This is a genomic window from Streptacidiphilus jeojiense (genome assembly GCF_000719095.1).
Lineage (GTDB): Bacteria > Actinomycetota > Actinomycetes > Streptomycetales > Streptomycetaceae > Streptacidiphilus > Streptacidiphilus jeojiensis.
In genome coordinates this window covers 91,481-107,840 of the sequence record NZ_JOEH01000020.1, presented here as the reverse complement: position 1 = coordinate 107,840, position 16,360 = coordinate 91,481, and the positions used below count along the sequence as shown (strand labels likewise).

The following is a 16,360-nucleotide window of genomic DNA, read 5'->3' as shown; positions in this document are numbered from 1 at the left end:
GATGTCCGTATGACGCAGTCGGAGGAAGAGCACGGCCTGGCCGGAGACCCGAGCGGGAGTTCGCGCGCGAGCGGACCGGCCGCGGAACCCGCCGGGGAGGCGGGCGGCGAGGCGGCCGGGGTCCGGCGCGGGGGCGCGGGGGCTGCCTGGCGGCCGACGCTGCAGGAGGTCGCCGCGCTGGCCGGGGTCTCGCGTGCGACGGCGTCCCGGGTGGTCAACGGCGGGGCGGGGGTGCGGGACGCGGTTCAGGCCAAGGTGCGCCGGGCCGTGGACGAGCTCGGCTACGTGCCCAACCCGGCGGCGCGGGCGCTGATGACCCGGCGTCAGGACGCGGTGGCGGTGGTGGTCGCGGAGCCGGAGAGCCGGGTCTTCTCCGACCCGTTCTTCGCCCGGCAGCTGCGCGGCATCGGCCGGGAGCTGTCGGCCTCGGGGGTGCAGCTGGTGCTGCTGCTGGTGACCGAGGCCGGCGACTACGCGCAGGTGGGACGCTACCTGGCGGCGGGTCATGTGGACGGGGCGCTGATCTTCTCGGTGCACAACGACGACCCGCTGCCGGCGATCGTCGACGGCCTCGGACTGCCCACCGTCTACGGCGGCCGACCGGGCTGGGAGCCCACCGGCGCGGCACCGCTGTACGTCGACACCGACAACCGGGGCGGGGCCAGGGCCGCGGTCCGGCACCTGCGGGAGCGCGGGCGGCGCCGGATCGCGGTGATCACCGGACCGCTGGACCAGGCCTCGTCGCTGGACCGGCTCTCCGGCTACCGCGACGTCCTGCCGCAGGACGATCCGGCGCTGGTCGCCGAGGGCGACTTCACCGCCGAGGGCGGTCAGCGGGCGATGGCGGAGCTGCTGGACCGCAACGGCGGCGCGGACGCCCCGGACGCGGTGTTCGCCTGCTCCGACCTGATGGCGGCGGGGGCGATGGCCGTCCTCGCGGAACGCGGGCTGCGCGTTCCGGAGGACGTCGCCGTGGTCGGCTTCGACGACGGCGACACCGCGGCGCAGTGGGCCTCGCCGCCGCTGACGACGGTACGTCAGGACATCGAGGGGATGGGCCGGTTGATGGCCAGACTGCTGCTGACCCGGCTGCAGCTGACCTTCGACGGGAACGCGGAGGCGGCGGCCGGGCTGGTGCCGGTGGTGACCCCCTCGGAGCTGGTCGTCCGCGCCTCCAGCTGAGGAGGCGGGGCCCCGGGGGGTCACCACCGGTGGGTGCCGGGTGCTACTGGGTCGGGAAGCTGACGTAGTGCAGGCTCACGTACGGCGGGTTGCCCGCGGCGCCGGAGACGAACTCCAGGTAGACGTCATGGGTGCCGGTGGTGTTGGTGATGTTGGCCGGGACCGTGGTCCAGCTGGACCAGCCGCCGGTGTTCGCCACCGCGAAACTGCCGATCGGGGCGTTGGACGGACTGTCGAGGACCACTTCGACCAGCCCGCTGACGCCGCCCGCGGCGCCGGAGGCGACCCGGGCGTGGAACTGGCTGGACCCGGTGCCGAAGTTGATGCCCGAGTACTTCAGCCAGGAGCCGTTGTTGAGTTGGGCCACCTGGTTGCCGTCGACGCCGGTGGGGTTGGTGTCCCCGGTCGCGGCCTGGACGGTGGCCGTCCCCTGGTGGGCGCTGAAGCAGTCGGCGGAGATGTTGGAGACGGCGGTGGTGGTGCAGCTGGTGCCGCCGCCCGAGCCGCCGGTCGCGGTGGGGGTGGGAGTCGGCGTGGGCGTCGGGGTCGGGGTCGGCGTCGAGGTGGTGCTGCCGGCGGCCTTCTCGTAGGCGGCGAACCAGTCGACGCTCATGCCCGCGCCGGAGCTGGTGGCCGCCGAGGGCGAGGTGCAGCCGCAGATGGCGTTGGGGTAGGCGCCGCCGATGGCCACGTTGAAGATGGCGAAGAAGCCGTGGTCGACCGCCGCCTGCCAGGTGGCGACCGGGACCTGGCTCTCGTTGACCGTGAAGGTCTGGGTGCCGTCCAGGTAGAAGCGCAGCTGCTCGGCCGAGGTGTTGGTGCGGTCCAGGATCACCGAGTAGGTGTGGTAGCCGGTCTGGCAGCCCGAGCAGGCCTGCAGCCCGCTGCCGATGCCGGTGGTCTCGTTGCAGGGACCGCCGGGGTCGACCCCGCAGTGGAAGGTGGTGGAGTGCTCGCTGAGGGCGTTGACGTCCTCCATGATGTCCAGCTCGCCCACGCTGGGCCAGTTGGTCGCGCCGACCGGACGGGCGGCCGCGCCGAGCGCCCAGAAGGCGGGCCAGTAGCCGCTGCCGGAGGCCGGGTTGGGCTGCTCCAGGCTGGCGCTGAGCTCCAGCTCACCGCCGGCCGGGGCGGCGAAGTCGGTGCGCTGGGTCTCGACCCGGCCCGAGGTCCAGTTGCCGGAGGCGTCCCGGACCGGCTTGATGACCAGGTGCCCCGCGCCGTCCTGGTAGACGTTGGTGGTCGAGCTGGTCGCCGTCTCGACCTCGCCGGTGCCCCAGTTCCCGGCGCCGCCGGGGTAGCTGGTGCCGGTGTCGTAGAGCCAGTTCGCCGTGTTGAGACCGGTTCCGGCGGCCCCGTTGAAGTCGTCGCTGAAGGCCGTGGTCCAACCTGCGGGCGCGGACGGGACGGTGGCGGAGGCGCTGCCGGAGCCGGCGGTGAGCGCGAGCACCCCCGCCAGCGGCAGGGCGAGGGCGGTGAGCAGCGCCGCCGTGCGGCGGCGCAACGGCACGCGATGAGGGCGCGGAAGGGTGGTTCTGCGCATGGGGAACCCTCCAGGCTTAGGGAAGTGAACGCTGAACGGTGCTTCTTCCTTCGGTTCAGTGAATTGAGAGCGCTTCCAATTCGCTGATGGACGGTTCCGGAACGCGTAACGCAGTGTCAGCCTGAAGCTGATGGGTCGTCAATACGCTGTGCAGCGTTCACTTGTCGAAGACATGGCGACTGGAAGACGTGGCGACTAGTCGGGCGGGCGGGTGAGCAGTTCGTCCAGCCCGGCCGCGTCCAGCACCTTCTGCAGGGTCGACCGCACCTGGATCAGGTACAGCGGCACCTCGCGCAGCGCGGCCATCCGGTGCGAGGCCAGCAGCGCGCTGAGCCCTCCGGCGTCGCAGAACCGGACCAGGGCGACGTCCAGCTCGATGCGCCGCACCGCCTGGTCCCGCAGCAGGGCGGCGACCGCCCGCTCCAGCATCGGAGTGGCGTCGAGGTCCACCTCGCCTGCGAGAAGCAGCTGCGCCGTACTGCGTCCGTCCAGGACGAGGACGGTCAGCCGGGAATCCCCACGCACCAGCCCACCTCCCCCAACGGAATGGATCCTCACTGTAGTTGGCGAACGGGCCGGGTGAATATGCCGTCAGCACTTGTAACACTTATGGGTGACGAAGGTCTCCCCGGAGCCCGGGATCAGCGGGATGACGACGGCCACTGCCGACATGAAGGTGACCGCTTCGGGTAGACGCACCCGCGGGGCGGAGCGTCACCGAGGAACCAAGAGGAGGCCGGTCAATGGGTCGCACGGTCGCGGCGGTGGGGGACGTGACTTCGGGGGGCAGGAGCGGGGACAAGGGCGGGGGCGGGGGCAAAGGCCGTGTCCGGCGGGTGGCGTCAGCGATGCCCGGGCGGGACCTGTTCCGTCGGCGGAGCCCGGCGCTCCCCAAGAAGCAGCCGAGCGCCCCGGCGGCCGAGAAGGCGCCCCGCGCCCTCCCCCGCACCCGGAAGGCCCGCAGCCTGGGGGCGCGGCTGCTGCGGGCGGTCGTCGGCACCGTGGCGCTGCTCGGCCTCGCGGTGTGCGGCGCGGTGATCGTCAAGCTGACGCTCACGCCCTCCCCGGCGTCGGTGGGCATCGCCCACACCAATCTGCACCCGGGTACGTCGATCCGGCTCTACCTGGACCAGCCGTCGGTCCGCCAGGCGCTGCTGCAGATCGGCGGCAACATCCTCATCGGCGTCCCCTTCGGCCTGCTGCTGCCGGTGATCTCGCCGCGCACCCGCGGCCTGCTCCGCACGGTGCTGATCTGCTCGTTCGTGGTGCTGCTGCTGGAGCTCGGACAGCACTTCTTCGTCGAGGGGCGCTCCTTCGACATCGACGACGTGATCCTCGCCGCGGTCGGTGCGGTGATCGGCTACCTGCCGCTGGGGCGGAAGCTCTCGCTGCGGATGCACCCGGACCACCGGCACTGGTGGCAGCGCCGGTGGGACGCGATGCGCAGGCGTTCCGGCACCGGCCGCAGGGTACGGTGACGTTTTCGCCGCGATCACCGCACCGGGAGCTGAAGCCGTGTCCGAGGTCCAACCCCTGCAGCGTCCGCGCCGGCTCACCGCCGGGGACCGGGTCGCCGTCGTCGCACCGTCCGGCGGTCTGGTCCCGGAGCGGCTGGAGCGCGGGGTGTCGATCCTGGAGTCCTGGGGGCTGCCGGTCGAGGTGATGCCGAGCGTGCTGGCCGGCCACCCGGAGCTGCCCTACCTCGCCGCCCCGGACGCCGGCCGCGCCGCCGACCTGGAGAAGGCCTGGCTGGACCCGGGGATCGCCGCCGTGGTCTGCGCGCGCGGCGGCTACGGTGCGCAGCGGATCGTCGACCAGCTCGACTGGTCGGCGATGGCGGCCCAGGCCGAGCCCAAGGTCTTCGTCGGCTACAGCGATGTGACGGCTCTTCACGAGGCGTTCGCGGTCCGGCTCGGGCTGTCCACACTGCACGGGCCGATGGCCGCCGCAGCGGTGTTCGGGGCCGACCCGGCCACCGCCGAGGGGCTGCGCCGGACCCTGTTCGAACCGGAGACGGTGCAGCTGCTCACCTCCCCACCGCCGAGTGCCTGCTGCCCGGCCGGGCCACCGGCGTCACCGCCGGCGGCTGCCTCACCCTGCTGGCCGCCGACCGCGGCACCCCCTTCGCGCGGCCGGGCTTCGAAGGCGCGATCCTGCTGCTGGAGGACGTGGACGAGGACCTCTACGCGCTGGACCGGCTGCTCACCCAACTGCTGCGCTCCGGCGCCCTGGCCGGGGTGGCCGGCATCGCGCTGGGGTCCTGGCAGGACTGCCGCCCCTCCCCCGACCGGATCCGGCAGCTGATGCTGGAGCGCCTGGGCCCGCTGGGCATCCCGATGGTCTGGGAACTGGGCTTCGGCCACAGCCCCACCAGCCTGACCGTCCCACTGGGCATCCCCGCCGTACTCGACGCCGACGCCGGCACGCTGCGACTGGAACTACCGGCACTGCGCTGAGCCCCGGGTCGGCCGAAATCGGCTTTCCCAGCTGCCACACCGTCACCTAGCGTGGGCCGACGTGAGCAGCAGACTCCGTCAGTACGCGACGGTCAACGAGGAGATCGCAGCAGCCGGGCAGTACCGGGCAGCCGACGGTCGGACGGTTCCGGTGGGCCCCGCCCTGGCAGCCGCGGCCGAGGGGACCCGGTGCTACTCCCCCGAGGAGCCACTTGACGTTCTGGAGCACGCGGACGGCGGCGGGCCCCGGATCGAGGTGACCGCCGAGGGGAGCCTGGCCGCGGCGCAGCGGCTGTTCCGGGCGGGACCGGGCGAGATCGCGGTGCTGAACTTCGCCTCCGCGCGCAACCCCGGCGGCGGGTACCTGCGCGGGGCCAAGGCCCAGGAGGAGGACCTGTGCCGGCATGCGCTGCTGTACCACTGCCTGCTGCAGGCCCCGGAGTACTACGCGGCGCACCGGGCCTCCGACGACCTGCTCTACAGCGACCGGGTGATCTGGTCGCCCGGCGTGCCGGTGATCCGCGATGAGGACGGCGGCCTGCTGGCCGAGCCGTTCCCGGTCTCCTTCCTGACCTCTCCTGCGCCCAACGCCGGCCAGGTGCTGCGGCGCAGCCCCGGTGCCGGCGCGGAGATCCGGGCGGTGCTGCGCCGGCGGGCGGCACGGGTCCTCGCGGTCGCCGCGCACCACCGGGTGCGGCGGCTGGTGCTCGGCGCCTGGGGCTGCGGGGTGTTCGCCAACGACCCGGCGGAGGTCGCCTCCGCCTTCCGCGATCTGCTGGTCCCGGGCGCGGAGCTCCGGTCGGCCTTCGACGAGGTGGTCTTCGCCGTCCGGGACCGCGCCTCGCCGTCCGCCAACCGTGAGGCGTTCCGCGAGGCGTTCGCCGATGCTCAGGTCACCCCGCTGCGGTGAGGAGGGCGTCAGCGCCGGCGGGGTTGTGCACATCGGTGGCCGCCGCCATCAGCAGGGCCGCGCGGGCGGGATCGCACTCGGGCGGGATGACCAGGAGGTTCCAGCGGCCCACCTGGTAGGAGAAGAGGGAGAGGTCGGCCTGCTCCTGCTCGGTGTCGAACCAACCCAGGCGCACGATCCGCCTGCCGACCGGGACCCTGGAGGGCAGGTCAGGCCACATGCCCTCGTGCACGGTCACCCGGGTGATCCGTCCCCATACCCGGTCCAGTACCTCGACCAGCGGCGGGAGCTCCTGGGCCATGTCCCGGGACCGGGGCCACCAGGCGCCGTCCACCCGGCCCCGGATCCGACTTGCCGGCTTGAGTTCCAGCCGCACGCCCTGGGACAGCGGCAGGACCGGGTCGGCTTCAGGGGAAATGCTGATGGTGGTCACGTCGCGGACCTGTCCCCGGGCCGATGAGCGCCCGGTGTCGTCGCTCGCCGGAGACGACGCCACCCAGCCGGCAACGCGCGAAAAGCCCTCGGTGACCCAACAGTAGCGCGCCGCGCCGGATAAATGGCTGGCGTGCACCGGGAGGCGGCGGGATGATCCACGGGTCCGGGGGGACGGCGGCTCCTGCGATCGACCTCCAGGTGCCCGTACAGGGAGTGCGTCATGAGCGATGCCGCGTCCGAGCGGTCCGGATCCCGGCCCGAGGTCCGCTCGGCGGCCGGGGCGCTGCAAGGCGGTCGGGAGGGTGGTGTCGCAGTCTTCCGCGGTGTCCCCTTCGCCGAACCGCCGGTCGGACCGCTGCGTTTCGCCGCGCCCCGGCCGGTGCAGGGCTGGGACGGGGTACGCGAGGCGGTGTCGTTCGGGCCACCGCCCCCGCAGGGCGGTGCCTTCGGCATGGACGCGATGTCGCGGGACGCAGCGGACTGCGACTGGCTGACCGTCAACGTCTGGTCGCCGGATCCGGGCCCCGGCGCGGGGCTGCCGGTTCTGGTGTGGATCCACGGCGGCGCCTACACCATCGGAACGTCCGGACTTCCCGAGTACGACGGCGGGCGCCTGGCCGGCGAGGGCGACGTGGTCGTGGTGACCTTCAACTACCGGGTGGGCCTGGAGGGCTTCGGGTACTTCGAGGGCGCGCCCGCCAACCGCGGCCTGCTCGACCAGGTCGCCGCGCTGGAGTGGGTCCGGGACAACATCCGGGCCCTCGGCGGCGACCCGGACAACGTCACCGTCTTCGGAGAGTCGGCGGGCGGCGGATCGGTCGCGGCACTGCTCGCCATGCCGGGCGCGTCCGGGCTCTTCGGCCGGGCCGTCGCCCAGAGCGTGCAGGGGACCTTCTTCGCACCGGAGCTCGCCGCCGACATCGCCGCCGCGTGCGGCGCGGAGCTGGGGCTGCGGCCCACCGCGGCCGAGCTGTCCGGGGTGGACCCGTCCCGGCTGTCCGCCGCAGGTGACGCGGTGGGCGCCAAGTCGGCCCAGTGGGCCGGTCGTTGGGGTCCGATCGCGCACCGGGCGATCCTCTTCTCACCGGTTGTCGGCGGCGCGGAGCTGCCGGTCACCCCCTGGCAGGCCCTGGCCGACGGTGCCGGCCGGGACATCGCGCTGCTCGTCGGCCACACCCGGGACGAGCAGCGGCTGTTCACCGCGCTCGAAGGGCTGCTCGGCCAGGTGACGGAGGATCAGGCTGCCACCGCCCTGCGCGTCTTCGCCCCCGGCAGCGACGGCGCGCAGCGGTACCGGGACGGCTGTCCGGATGCCGGCCCTGAGCAGCTGTACGAGCTGGTCAACTCCGACTGGGCGTTCCGCATGCCGAGCCTCCGCCTCGCGGAGGAGCAGTCCGCCGCCGGCGGCCGGGTCCATGTGTACGAGCTCGCCTGGCCCGCCCCGGGCATAGGCGGCGTCATGGGTGCCTGCCACGGTCTGGACGTGCCGCTGGTCTTCGGCAATCTGGACCGCGGCCATCCTGCCGCGCTGATCGGGGCGGGCCCGCCTGCCGAGGCGCAGTCGCTGTCGGCCCGCATGCGGGCCGCCTGGGCGGCGTTCGCCGCGCACGGAGACCCCGGCTGGCCCGGGTACGACACCGGGCAGCGGCTGGTTCAGGTCTTCGACGCCGAGCCGGTGGTCACCGCCTACCCGGAGGAGACCTCCCGCCTGATCTGGCAGGACCACACCATCCCGGTCCTGCCGCTGCTCGGCCCTGCTGGGGGCGAGTGACTGAAGCTCCGTCAGGGACCGTGCGGTCGCTATAGCCTGTGCGCACAGACACCGACCACGGGGAGACCGCAGATGTGGACGTACGAGCACAGCGTGGAGACCGGCGCCGAGAACCGCGCGGCGATCTGGCGGTTGTGGGCCGATGTGGCGAACTGGGGCTCCTGGAACGCGGAGATCGAGAAGGTCGAGCTGCGGGGGCCGTTCGCGGCGGGGTCGACCATCATCATGACGCCGCCCGGTGACGAGCCGATCGAGATGCGGATCGCGGCGACGGAGGAGAACCAGTCCTTCGTCGACGAGGCGCACTTCGGCGAGAACGTCTTCCGCACCAACCACACGATCGAGCCGATCGACGCCCAGCGCATCCGCGTCGTCTACAGCATGGAGATCGTCGGCCCGGACGCGGACGAGCTCGGCCCCGAGATGGGTCCGGGCATCACTGCGGACTGGCCCGACACCATGGCAGCGCTGGTGGCTCACGCCGAACGGGGGTAGCCCGGGGGATGTCGGCTGCGGACCGTAGATGGTTGACCGCGCAGTTCCCCGCGCCCCCAGCTGATTGCAACTGAGCCAGTTGCAGACCCCAAGGGGCGCGGGGAACTGCGCGACAAACCCACTACGGTCCGCAGCCGACGTCCGTCCTCAGCCCAGCGTGGCCTCAAGAGGGGACCAGCTCTCCGCCAAAGGTTCGGGCGCCTCGCAGCGGGAGCTGACGCCGCGGAAGGCGCCCGCGGCGGCGGATTCGGTGACTGCGGCCATGGTCTCCAGGACGTGCTGGGCCAGCTCGCCGGAGGCGCGGTGCGGGTCGCCCGTGCGCAGGGCGCGGGCCATGTCCAGGACGCCGATGCCGCGTCCCGCGGTGGTCCCGCCGACCGGCAGCTCACGCCAGTCCTCGTCGGCGCCGCCGCGCACCCGCAGCACCCCGTCGAAGGTGTTGGGGTCCGGGATCTCCAGGGTCCCCTCGGTTCCGGTGACCTCGAACTGGATCCGGGGCAGCGCCGAGTCGAAGCTGAAGGTGGTAGCCGCGGTGGCGCCGCGCTCGAAGTCCAGCAGTGCCGTGACGTGGGTAGGCACCTCGACCGCGAAGCCGGTGCCGGCCCTCGGGCCCGAGCCGATGACCCGTTCGGCCCGGCCCTGCCTGGCCGTCGCGGCGACCTGTGCCACCGGTCCCAGCAGCGCGGTCAGTGCGGTCAGGTAGTAGGGGCCCAGGTCGAACAGCGGACCCGCGCCGTACTGGAACAGGAACTCGGGGCTGGGGTGCCAGCGCTCGGGGCCGAAGTTCATCACCGCGGTGTTGGCGGCGACCGGGGTGCCGATGGCACCGGCCGCGATGGCCCGCAGCGCGCTCTGCAGACCGGCGCCGAGGAAGGTGTCGGGAGCGCTCCCGACACGCAGGCCGCGAGTCGCCGCCTCCGCGAGCAGCTTCTCCCCCTCGACCGGGTCCAGGGCGAGCGGCTTCTCGCCGTAGACGTGCTTGCCGGCCTCCAGCGCGGCCCTGGCCACCGCGGCATGGGCGGCCGGGATAGTCAGGTTGACGACCAGTTCGACCTCAGGAAGGGCCAGCACCGAGTCCAGGTCGCCGGAGAACGGGACGCCGTACTCCTCGGCGGCCGTCCTGGCCCGCTCGGTGTCCAGGTCGGCGATACCGACGACCTGGACGTCCGGGAAGGTGGTGAGGTTCTTCAGGTACTGGGTGCTGATCACGCCCGCGCCGACCAGGGCGACGCCGACGGGTCCGGAGCGGGTGGTCATGCCTGGGCCTCCAGGGCGGAGAGGTAGCGGCGGCTGTCGGCGATGGCGTCGATGATGTCGGTGGCGCAGTTGTCGAGTTCGACGATGCGCCAGGCGTCGGCCGGGGCGGCTGCCAGGATCGCGGGCACCGGCATGGCACCGGCGCCGACCGCGGTGTGCGGCTCGCCCTTGACGATCGGGCCGTCCTTGACGTGCAGCGCCTTCACCCGGTCGCCGAGACCTCCGAGGACCAGCGGGACGTCGGCGCCGCCGACGGCGGCCCAGTAGGTGTCGACCTCCAGGAAGACCCGCGGGTCGAGCAGGTCGGCCAGCTCCTCCAGCGCGTGACGGCCGTTCACCCGGGGCTCGAACTCCCACCAGTGGTTGTGGTAGCCGAGCTGCAGGCCATGGCCCGCGGCGCGCTCGGCGAGCGCGTTGAGGGTGTCCGCGGCCCGGGTCAGGCCCTCGGTGCCGGTGAACTCCTCCTCGGCGATACCGGCCGGGACGATGACCATGCCGGTGCCGAGCACCGCGGCCGCGTCGAACACGGCGTCGGCCTCGGTGTCGGTGCCGAGCAGGTCCATGGCGTGGACGCTGGAGACGGACAGGCCGAGGTCGTCGGCGACCTTGCGGAAGCCGATCGGGTCGTCGGTGGGCCGGAACGGCTCCACCGCCCCGAACCCGGCCTCGGCGATCCGGCGCAGCACGCCGTCGCGGTCGTCGGAGATCAGCTCGCGGACGGAGTAGAGCTGGACGGAGAGGGGGTGGGTCATCTCTGGTGCGCTCCTCGGGACACAGTGAAGGAAGGGAGGTGGAACCGCTCGGATCCGGGCAATGAGTTCAGGTGCAGGGGTTCAGGTGCAGGGGTTCAGCTGCAGGTGGTCGGCCGCGGAGGGTCAGGCGACGATCAGCGGGCGCAGGGTGCGGTGGGCGACGATCAGGCCCTGCTTGACCTTCTCCTCGGTGCCGCCCCAGACCGGGTCCTCGTGCTCGACCGAGAGCGTCCCGGTGAAGCCGCCCTCGTAGAGGGTGTCGACCACGGCACGCCAGTCGACGTCGCCGAGGCCGGGGACGCGGTAGCGCCACCAGCCGACGTCCCAGGGGTTGTCGCGCTCCAGGGTCTTGCCGAAGAAGCCGTAGCGGGTGCGGGCCCGCGGGTCCAGCTGGGCGTCCTTGGCCTGGGCGTGCGGGATCCGGTCGACGTAGGGGCGCAGCGCCTCGACCGGGTCGATGCCGAGCCACATCAGGTGCGAGGGGTCGTAGTTGAGGTAGAAGCCGAGCGAGAACATCCACTCCCACAGCTCCGGGGAGTAGGCGAGGTTGCCCGGGTAGCCGTCCGGGTGCCAGCCCTCCATCACGCAGTTCTCGATGATGAGCTTGACGCCGCGTTCGGTGGCGTAGTCGACCAGCGGCGGCAGCACCTTGTCGCCGACGGCGATGTTCTCCTTGACGGAGCGTCCGGGGTCGCGGCCGATGAAGGTGCCCACGTAGGGGACGCCGAGCAGGGCGGCGGCGTCGATGTTGCGGCGCAGGTGCTCGGCGATCTCGGCGCGGCGGCGCTCGTCGGGGTGCAGGTTGTTCTCGTAGTAGGCGAAGGCGGAGATCTCCACGCCGTGCTGGTCGAACAGTGCCCTGACCTGCTCGGCGCCGTCCTGGTCCAGGGCGGCGACGTCGAGGTGGCTGGCTTCGAAGTCCCGTGACCCGGTGGACGGCCAGGTGGCCACCTCCAGCGCGTCGTAGTCGTGGGCGGCGGCCCAGGGGACGATCTGCTCCAGGGTGAGCTGGGGCAGGCAGGCGGTCAGGAATCCCAGTTTCATGCGGGTACCTCGGTCCAGGAGCGGGTGTGGGCGGAGTCGAGGACGGCGTCGGTGAGCGCCGCGGTGCGGGCGGCGTCCGCGAAGCCGGGGTGGCGGACCTCGCCGCCGCGGACCGCGTCGTGCACGTCGCGGACGAAGGCGGCGAAGCAGTCCTGGTAGCCGAGCGGGTGCCCGGGCGGCACGGTGGACAGCCGGGCCGCGTCCGGGGCCAGCAGGGCCGCGTCGCGGCTGAGCACCTCGGTGCTCGCGCGGCGGCCGAGCAGCAGCGTCTCCGGGTTCTCCTGGTCGAAGGTGACGCTGGCGTCGGCCGCGTCGACCTCCAGCCAGAGCCGGTTCTTGCGGCCCGGCGAGACCTGGGAGACCAGCAGCGAGCCGGTGGCGCCCCGGTCGGTGCGGAACAGCAGGTGGGCGGCGTCCTCGGTAGTCACAGCCTCGGTGGTGACGGCCTGCCGGTCCCCCGCGCCGCCGGCGGCCGGCGCGCTGAAGGTGCCGCTCATGGCGGCGCTGCGCTCGCCGTGGACGGTCGCGGTGGAGGCGACCAGTTCGGTGATGCGGTGCCCGGTGATCCACTCGGCCAGGTCGCACCAGTGCGAGCCGATGTCGGCGAAGGCCCTGGAGGGTCCTCCGACGACCGGGTCGACCCGCCAGTTGCTGTCGGCCGGGTCGGCCAGCCAGTCCTGGAGGTAGTGGCCGTGCAGCAGGTGCACCGCGCCCAGCGCCCCGGACCGCACCCGGGCCCTGGCCTCGGCGGCCATCGGGTGGTAGCGGTAGACGAACGGCACCGCCGCCACCACGCGCTGCTCGGCGGCGAGCCGGGTCAGTTCGGCGGCCTGCGCCGCCGAGGTGGCCAGCGGCTTCTCGCAGACCACGTGCTTGCCGGCCCGCAGGGCGAGTTCGGCCAGCGGGTGGTGCAGTCCGTTGGGCGTGCAGATGTGCACGATGTCGACCTCGTCGCTGACGACCAGGTCCTCGGAGGTGTCATAGGCGCGCTCGGCGCCCAGTTCGGCGGCGGCGGCCTTGCCGCGTTCCGGGGTGGAGGCGGAGACCCCGACCAGTCGGGCCCCCGCCCGTCGGACGGCGTCCGCGTGGACCCGGGCGACCATGCCTGCTCCGGCGATGGCGACCCGGAGTTGACCGTGCATCACAGCGCGGCTCCTTTCCGATACGTCAGAACCGTAATCCCGCTGGTATCCGCTTGACAATGACGTGATTTACGCTAACTTCTGGCATAAATATCGGGCCGAGCATGCGGTGCGGGTGGGACGGATGAGCACGATCGACGCACGGCAGTACGCGGTGCTGAGCGAGGTGGCCCGGCTGGTCGCCTCCGGCGCCGCCGGGACCAGGAGCGCCCTGGCCACCGCCACCGGCATGTCCAGGGCCACGGTGTCGCAGCGGGTGGACACCCTGATCGGGGCCGGGCTGCTGCTGGACGGCGAGCCGGCGGGCGCGGCCCGCGGCCGCCCCCCGCTGACGCTCCGGCTCAACCCGCTGACCGGCGCGGTCGTCGCGGTCGACCTGGGCGCCACCCACTGCCGGGTGCTGCTCACCGACCTCGGCGGCGCCCCGCTGGCCGAGACCGCCGCCAGCATCGGCATCGGCGAGGGCCCGGTGCCGATCCTGACCCGGGTCGACACCCTGCTGCGGGCCCTGCTGGAGCAGTGCGGCCGGAAGACCTCCGATGTCCGGGCGATCAGCCTGGGCGTACCGGGACCGGTCGACTTCGCCACCGGCACCCCGGTCCGGCCGCCGATCATGCCGGGCTGGGACGGCTATCCCATCCCCTCCTTCTTCGCCGACGGCTACGACGCGCCGGTGCTGGTGGACAACGACGTCAATCTGATGGCGCTCGGCGAGTACGCGCACCGCGAGGCGGTCCGGCACCTGCTCTACGTCAAGGTCGGCACCGGCATCGGCTGCGGCATCGTCTCCGGCGGCGAGTTGCACCGCGGCGCGTCCGGGGCCGCCGGCGACATCGGCCACGTCCGGGTCCCCGGCCACGAGGACGTGCCCTGCCACTGCGGCAACACCGGCTGCATCGAGGCGGTGGCCTCCGGCGGCGCGCTGGTCGCCGCGCTGCGCGAAGCCGGCTGCGACGTGCTCACCACCCGTGACGTGGTCCGGCTCAGCAGCGAGGGCAACGCCCTGGCCCGGCGTCAGGTCCGGCTGGCCGGACAGCGGCTGGGCGAGGTGCTGGCCACCGCGGTGAGCTTCCACAACCCCGACCTGATCGTCCTCGGCGGCAGCCTGGCCGAGCTGCACGAGGACCTGCTCGCCGAGATCCGCGGCGTGGTCTACCGGCGGGCGCTGCCGCTGGCCACCCGCAGCCTGGCCATCGAGACCTCGCTGCTGGCCGGACGCGCCGGGGTCGAGGGCGCCGGCCGGCTGGCCCTGCGCCATCTGCTCTCCCCCACCGGCCTGGCCCGGCTGCTCGGCGACGGCTGACCGGAGGCGGTTGCCGCACCACCGATGCGCGATGATGTCCGCCATGGGGAGTACGGACGGGGCGTCGGACGCACACACCGGCGGGCACACCGGCGGGCAGGCGGACGGACACGCGGGCGGGCACACCGGCGGGCAGGTCGGCGAGGGCCGGCTGGTGGCCGGCCGCTACCGGCTGCTGTCCCGGCTCGGCCGCGGCGGCATGGGCACGGTGTGGCGGGCCCTGGACGATGTGCTGGACCGTCAGGTCGCGGTCAAGGAGGTGCACCTGCGCACCGACCACTCCCCGGAGGAGCGCGAGCAGCAGCGGGCCCGCACGCTGCGCGAGGCCCGCGCCGTGGCCCAGCTACGCCACCCCTCGGTGGTCGGTATCCACGACGTGGTGGAGCAGGACGGCGAGCCGTGCATCGTGATGGAGCTGGTCGACGGCGACTCGCTGGGCGCCCGGCTCGCCGCCGAGGGTCCGGTGCCGCCGCGCGAGGCGGCCAGGATCGGCCTCGCCGTGCTCTCCGCACTGGAGGCCGTCCACGCCAAGGGCGTGCTGCACCGGGACGTCAAACCCGACAACGTCCTGCTGGAGCGCGGGACCGGGCGGATCGTGCTCACCGACTTCGGCATAGCCCGGGTCGACGGCAGCTCCACCCTCACCGAGCAGGGTGCCTTCCTGGGCTCGCCGGAGTTCACCGCGCCGGAGCGCACCGAGGGCGGTTCCGCCGGCCCCGAGTCCGACCTGTGGTCGGTGGGCGTGCTGCTGTGCACGATGCTGGAGGGCCGCTCGCCGTTCCGTCGCGACTCCATGTCCGGCGTGCTCTACGCGGTGCTGTACGAGGAGATCCTGCTGCCGGCCAGCGTCGAGCCGCTGGCCCCGGTGGTCGCCGGACTGCTGGAACGCGATCCGGCCCGGCGGCTGGGCTCGGCCGAGGCGGTGCGGCTGCTGCGGCTGTTCCTGGAACGCGGGGCCCTGGTCGCCTCGCCGACCGCGGCGACCCTCGGGGCCGGGCCCCGGGGGCTGCCCGCCAGGCGACCGGAACGCGCCGCCACGACGGTGGTCGAGGTCGGGGCCGTCGCCGGGCCGGTGGTCGGCGATCCGCCCGGGAAGCAGCGTGGCGGCCGCCGGCGCACCGGGGTGCTGCTGGCCACCGGCGGTGTGCTGGTGGCCGCGGCCACTGCGGCGACCGTGGTGCTGGCCTCGACCGGCACGCCGAGCGGGGTCGCAGCGCCGGTGACACCCATCGTGTCCGCCTCCGCGTCCTCCACGTCCTCCACGGCGACCGGCGCACACACCTCCGCCCGCCCGACGCCCAGCGAAGGATCCACTGGCTCCACCGCCGCCAACGCCGTTCCGGCCGGCTTCACCCTGCGCAAGGACCCCTCCGGCCTCTTCTCCCTCGCCGTCCCGGACGGCTGGAAGCGCAGCACCGACGACTCCGGCCGGATCTTCTACATCTCCCCCGACCGGGCCTACCGCATCGGTGTGCACCCCACCCCCGTCCCGACCGAGGGCGTGCTGGCCAGCATCAAGCAGCAGGACGCCGACGGCCCCACCACCAACCCCGGCTTCCGCAACAGCAGCGTCACGTCCACCTCGTTCCACGGGACCAACGAGGCCGCCTTCTGGCAGTGGAGTTGGGACGGCTACTCGGACGACGCCTTCGGCGCCCGCGACGTGAAGGACCTCTGCTGGATCGAGAAGGGCCGCGCCTTCGACTTCTGGGTATCCGCCCCGAGCAGCAGAAGCGTCCAGGGAACCACCTACTTCGCCACCGTCTCCCAGACGTTCCAAGTTAACTGACGGGTAATCAGATCTGACGCACCGTCATTGACTTCTCGCGGTCAGGGACGGATCCTCTCCCCACCGCACCCGCCGCGGCCGTCCGACCGGTACCCGGGACCACCGGACCGGACCGCCGCCCGCAGTGCGCCACCACCACGGTTCCACGGAGTGCCCGCACCGCCTCCGTGCTGGACGCGCGCCCGCGCGCCCCCAGCGCTCCGCACAGCGCCCCCACGCTGATTCCGCATGCCCTCCACCGCCCCGCCGGGCATGCCCAACCTCTCCGCGGAGGTTTCGTC

At 73.2% G+C, this 16,360-nt stretch carries 14 protein-coding genes and 1 pseudogene; 8 read left to right on the top strand and 7 right to left on the bottom strand.

Annotated elements, in window-relative coordinates:
* The first annotated feature begins 9 nt into the window (after window positions 1-9).
* Window positions 10-1,182, top strand: a complete 1,173-nt coding sequence (locus IF29_RS0125905) for a LacI family DNA-binding transcriptional regulator (RefSeq protein WP_084714951.1) — start codon at window positions 10-12, stop codon at window positions 1,180-1,182.
* A gap of 43 nt (window positions 1,183-1,225) precedes the next feature.
* Here IF29_RS0125905 and IF29_RS0125900 read toward each other — a convergent pair whose 3' ends face one another.
* A complete protein-coding gene (locus IF29_RS0125900; RefSeq protein WP_030259528.1) occupies window positions 1,226-2,725 on the bottom strand; it encodes a carbohydrate-binding protein in 1,500 nt (499 codons plus the stop codon).
* Window positions 2,726-2,920: 195 nt separating this feature from the next.
* Window positions 2,921-3,250: an STAS domain-containing protein gene (locus IF29_RS42370; RefSeq protein ID WP_051726002.1), complete on the bottom strand. Its 330-nt coding sequence runs from the start codon at window positions 3,248-3,250 to the stop codon at window positions 2,921-2,923.
* Between the two features lie 323 nt (window positions 3,251-3,573).
* Between IF29_RS42370 and IF29_RS0125890 the strand changes: the two genes are divergently transcribed.
* From IF29_RS0125890 to IF29_RS0125880, 3 genes and pseudogenes are all read left to right on the top strand, one after another.
* A complete protein-coding gene (locus tag IF29_RS0125890; protein WP_084714949.1) occupies window positions 3,574-4,203 on the top strand; it encodes a VanZ family protein in 630 nt (209 codons plus the stop codon).
* A gap of 37 nt (window positions 4,204-4,240) precedes the next feature.
* A pseudogene (locus IF29_RS42365) lies at window positions 4,241-5,181 on the top strand (S66 peptidase family protein).
* Window positions 5,182-5,242: 61 nt separating this feature from the next.
* The gene (locus IF29_RS0125880) at window positions 5,243-6,091 is read left to right on the top strand and encodes a TIGR02452 family protein (RefSeq protein WP_030259520.1); all 849 of its coding nucleotides are present in this window, start codon (window positions 5,243-5,245) and stop codon (window positions 6,089-6,091) included.
* On the opposite strand, the gene IF29_RS0125875 is transcribed toward IF29_RS0125880, so the two are convergent.
* Window positions 6,075-6,524 (bottom strand): DUF5994 family protein, encoded by a 450-nt coding sequence (locus IF29_RS0125875; protein ID WP_030259518.1) that lies wholly within the window; start codon window positions 6,522-6,524, stop codon window positions 6,075-6,077. The genes IF29_RS0125880 and IF29_RS0125875 overlap by 17 nt on opposite strands.
* A 222-nt stretch (window positions 6,525-6,746) precedes the next feature.
* Here IF29_RS0125875 and IF29_RS0125870 point away from each other — a divergent pair, with 222 nt between their 5' ends.
* Window positions 6,747-8,297, top strand: coding sequence for a carboxylesterase/lipase family protein (locus tag IF29_RS0125870; protein WP_030259515.1), 1,551 nt, complete (start codon window positions 6,747-6,749; stop codon window positions 8,295-8,297).
* A gap of 72 nt (window positions 8,298-8,369) precedes the next feature.
* Window positions 8,370-8,792, top strand: coding sequence for an SRPBCC family protein (locus IF29_RS0125865; protein ID WP_030259512.1), 423 nt, complete (start codon window positions 8,370-8,372; stop codon window positions 8,790-8,792).
* A 147-nt stretch (window positions 8,793-8,939) separates the two neighbouring features.
* Here the strand turns inward: IF29_RS0125865 and IF29_RS0125860 are convergent, their stop codons facing one another.
* The 4 genes from IF29_RS0125860 to IF29_RS0125845 form a co-directional block, all read right to left on the bottom strand.
* Window positions 8,940-10,049 (bottom strand): Gfo/Idh/MocA family protein, encoded by a 1,110-nt coding sequence (locus IF29_RS0125860; protein WP_030259509.1) that lies wholly within the window; start codon window positions 10,047-10,049, stop codon window positions 8,940-8,942.
* The gene (locus IF29_RS0125855; RefSeq protein ID WP_030259508.1) at window positions 10,046-10,801 is read right to left on the bottom strand and encodes a sugar phosphate isomerase/epimerase family protein; all 756 of its coding nucleotides are present in this window, start codon (window positions 10,799-10,801) and stop codon (window positions 10,046-10,048) included. Before IF29_RS0125855 ends, IF29_RS0125860 begins: the two co-directional genes overlap by 4 nt.
* Window positions 10,802-10,924: 123 nt before the next feature.
* Window positions 10,925-11,845, bottom strand: a complete 921-nt coding sequence (locus tag IF29_RS0125850) for a sugar phosphate isomerase/epimerase family protein (RefSeq protein WP_030259506.1) — start codon at window positions 11,843-11,845, stop codon at window positions 10,925-10,927.
* Complete coding sequence (locus tag IF29_RS0125845) at window positions 11,842-12,987, bottom strand: Gfo/Idh/MocA family protein (protein WP_030259503.1); 1,146 nt, start codon at window positions 12,985-12,987, stop codon at window positions 11,842-11,844. The genes IF29_RS0125850 and IF29_RS0125845 overlap by 4 nt, the downstream gene beginning before the upstream one ends.
* Before the next feature lie 124 nt (window positions 12,988-13,111).
* Here IF29_RS0125845 and IF29_RS0125840 point away from each other — a divergent pair, with 124 nt between their 5' ends.
* Together IF29_RS0125840 and IF29_RS0125835 are read left to right on the top strand one after the other, a co-directional pair.
* Complete coding sequence (locus IF29_RS0125840) at window positions 13,112-14,290, top strand: ROK family transcriptional regulator (protein ID WP_051726000.1); 1,179 nt, start codon at window positions 13,112-13,114, stop codon at window positions 14,288-14,290.
* A gap of 43 nt (window positions 14,291-14,333) precedes the next feature.
* A complete protein-coding gene (locus tag IF29_RS0125835) occupies window positions 14,334-16,079 on the top strand; it encodes a serine/threonine-protein kinase (protein ID WP_232242431.1) in 1,746 nt (581 codons plus the stop codon).
* The last annotated feature ends 281 nt before the right edge of the window (window positions 16,080-16,360 follow it).

Bases quoted from the DNA above. Each gene is read 5' to 3' on its own strand.
- IF29_RS0125905 (WP_084714951.1), top strand. From the start codon at position 10: ATGACGCAGTCGGAGGAAGAGCACGGCCTGGCCGGAGACCCGAGCGGG.
- IF29_RS0125900 (WP_030259528.1), bottom strand. From the start codon at position 2,725: ATGCGCAGAACCACCCTTCCGCGCCCTCATCGCGTGCCGTTGCGCCGC.
- IF29_RS0125890 (WP_084714949.1), top strand. From the start codon at position 3,574: ATGCCCGGGCGGGACCTGTTCCGTCGGCGGAGCCCGGCGCTCCCCAAG.
- IF29_RS0125870 (WP_030259515.1), top strand. From the start codon at position 6,747: ATGAGCGATGCCGCGTCCGAGCGGTCCGGATCCCGGCCCGAGGTCCGC.
- IF29_RS0125865 (WP_030259512.1), top strand. From the start codon at position 8,370: ATGTGGACGTACGAGCACAGCGTGGAGACCGGCGCCGAGAACCGCGCG.
- IF29_RS0125860 (WP_030259509.1), bottom strand. From the start codon at position 10,049: ATGACCACCCGCTCCGGACCCGTCGGCGTCGCCCTGGTCGGCGCGGGC.
- IF29_RS0125855 (WP_030259508.1), bottom strand. From the start codon at position 10,801: ATGACCCACCCCCTCTCCGTCCAGCTCTACTCCGTCCGCGAGCTGATC.
- IF29_RS0125850 (WP_030259506.1), bottom strand. From the start codon at position 11,845: ATGAAACTGGGATTCCTGACCGCCTGCCTGCCCCAGCTCACCCTGGAG.
- IF29_RS0125845 (WP_030259503.1), bottom strand. From the start codon at position 12,987: ATGCACGGTCAACTCCGGGTCGCCATCGCCGGAGCAGGCATGGTCGCC.
- IF29_RS0125840 (WP_051726000.1), top strand. From the start codon at position 13,112: ATGAGCACGATCGACGCACGGCAGTACGCGGTGCTGAGCGAGGTGGCC.
- IF29_RS0125835 (WP_232242431.1), top strand. From the start codon at position 14,334: ATGGGGAGTACGGACGGGGCGTCGGACGCACACACCGGCGGGCACACC.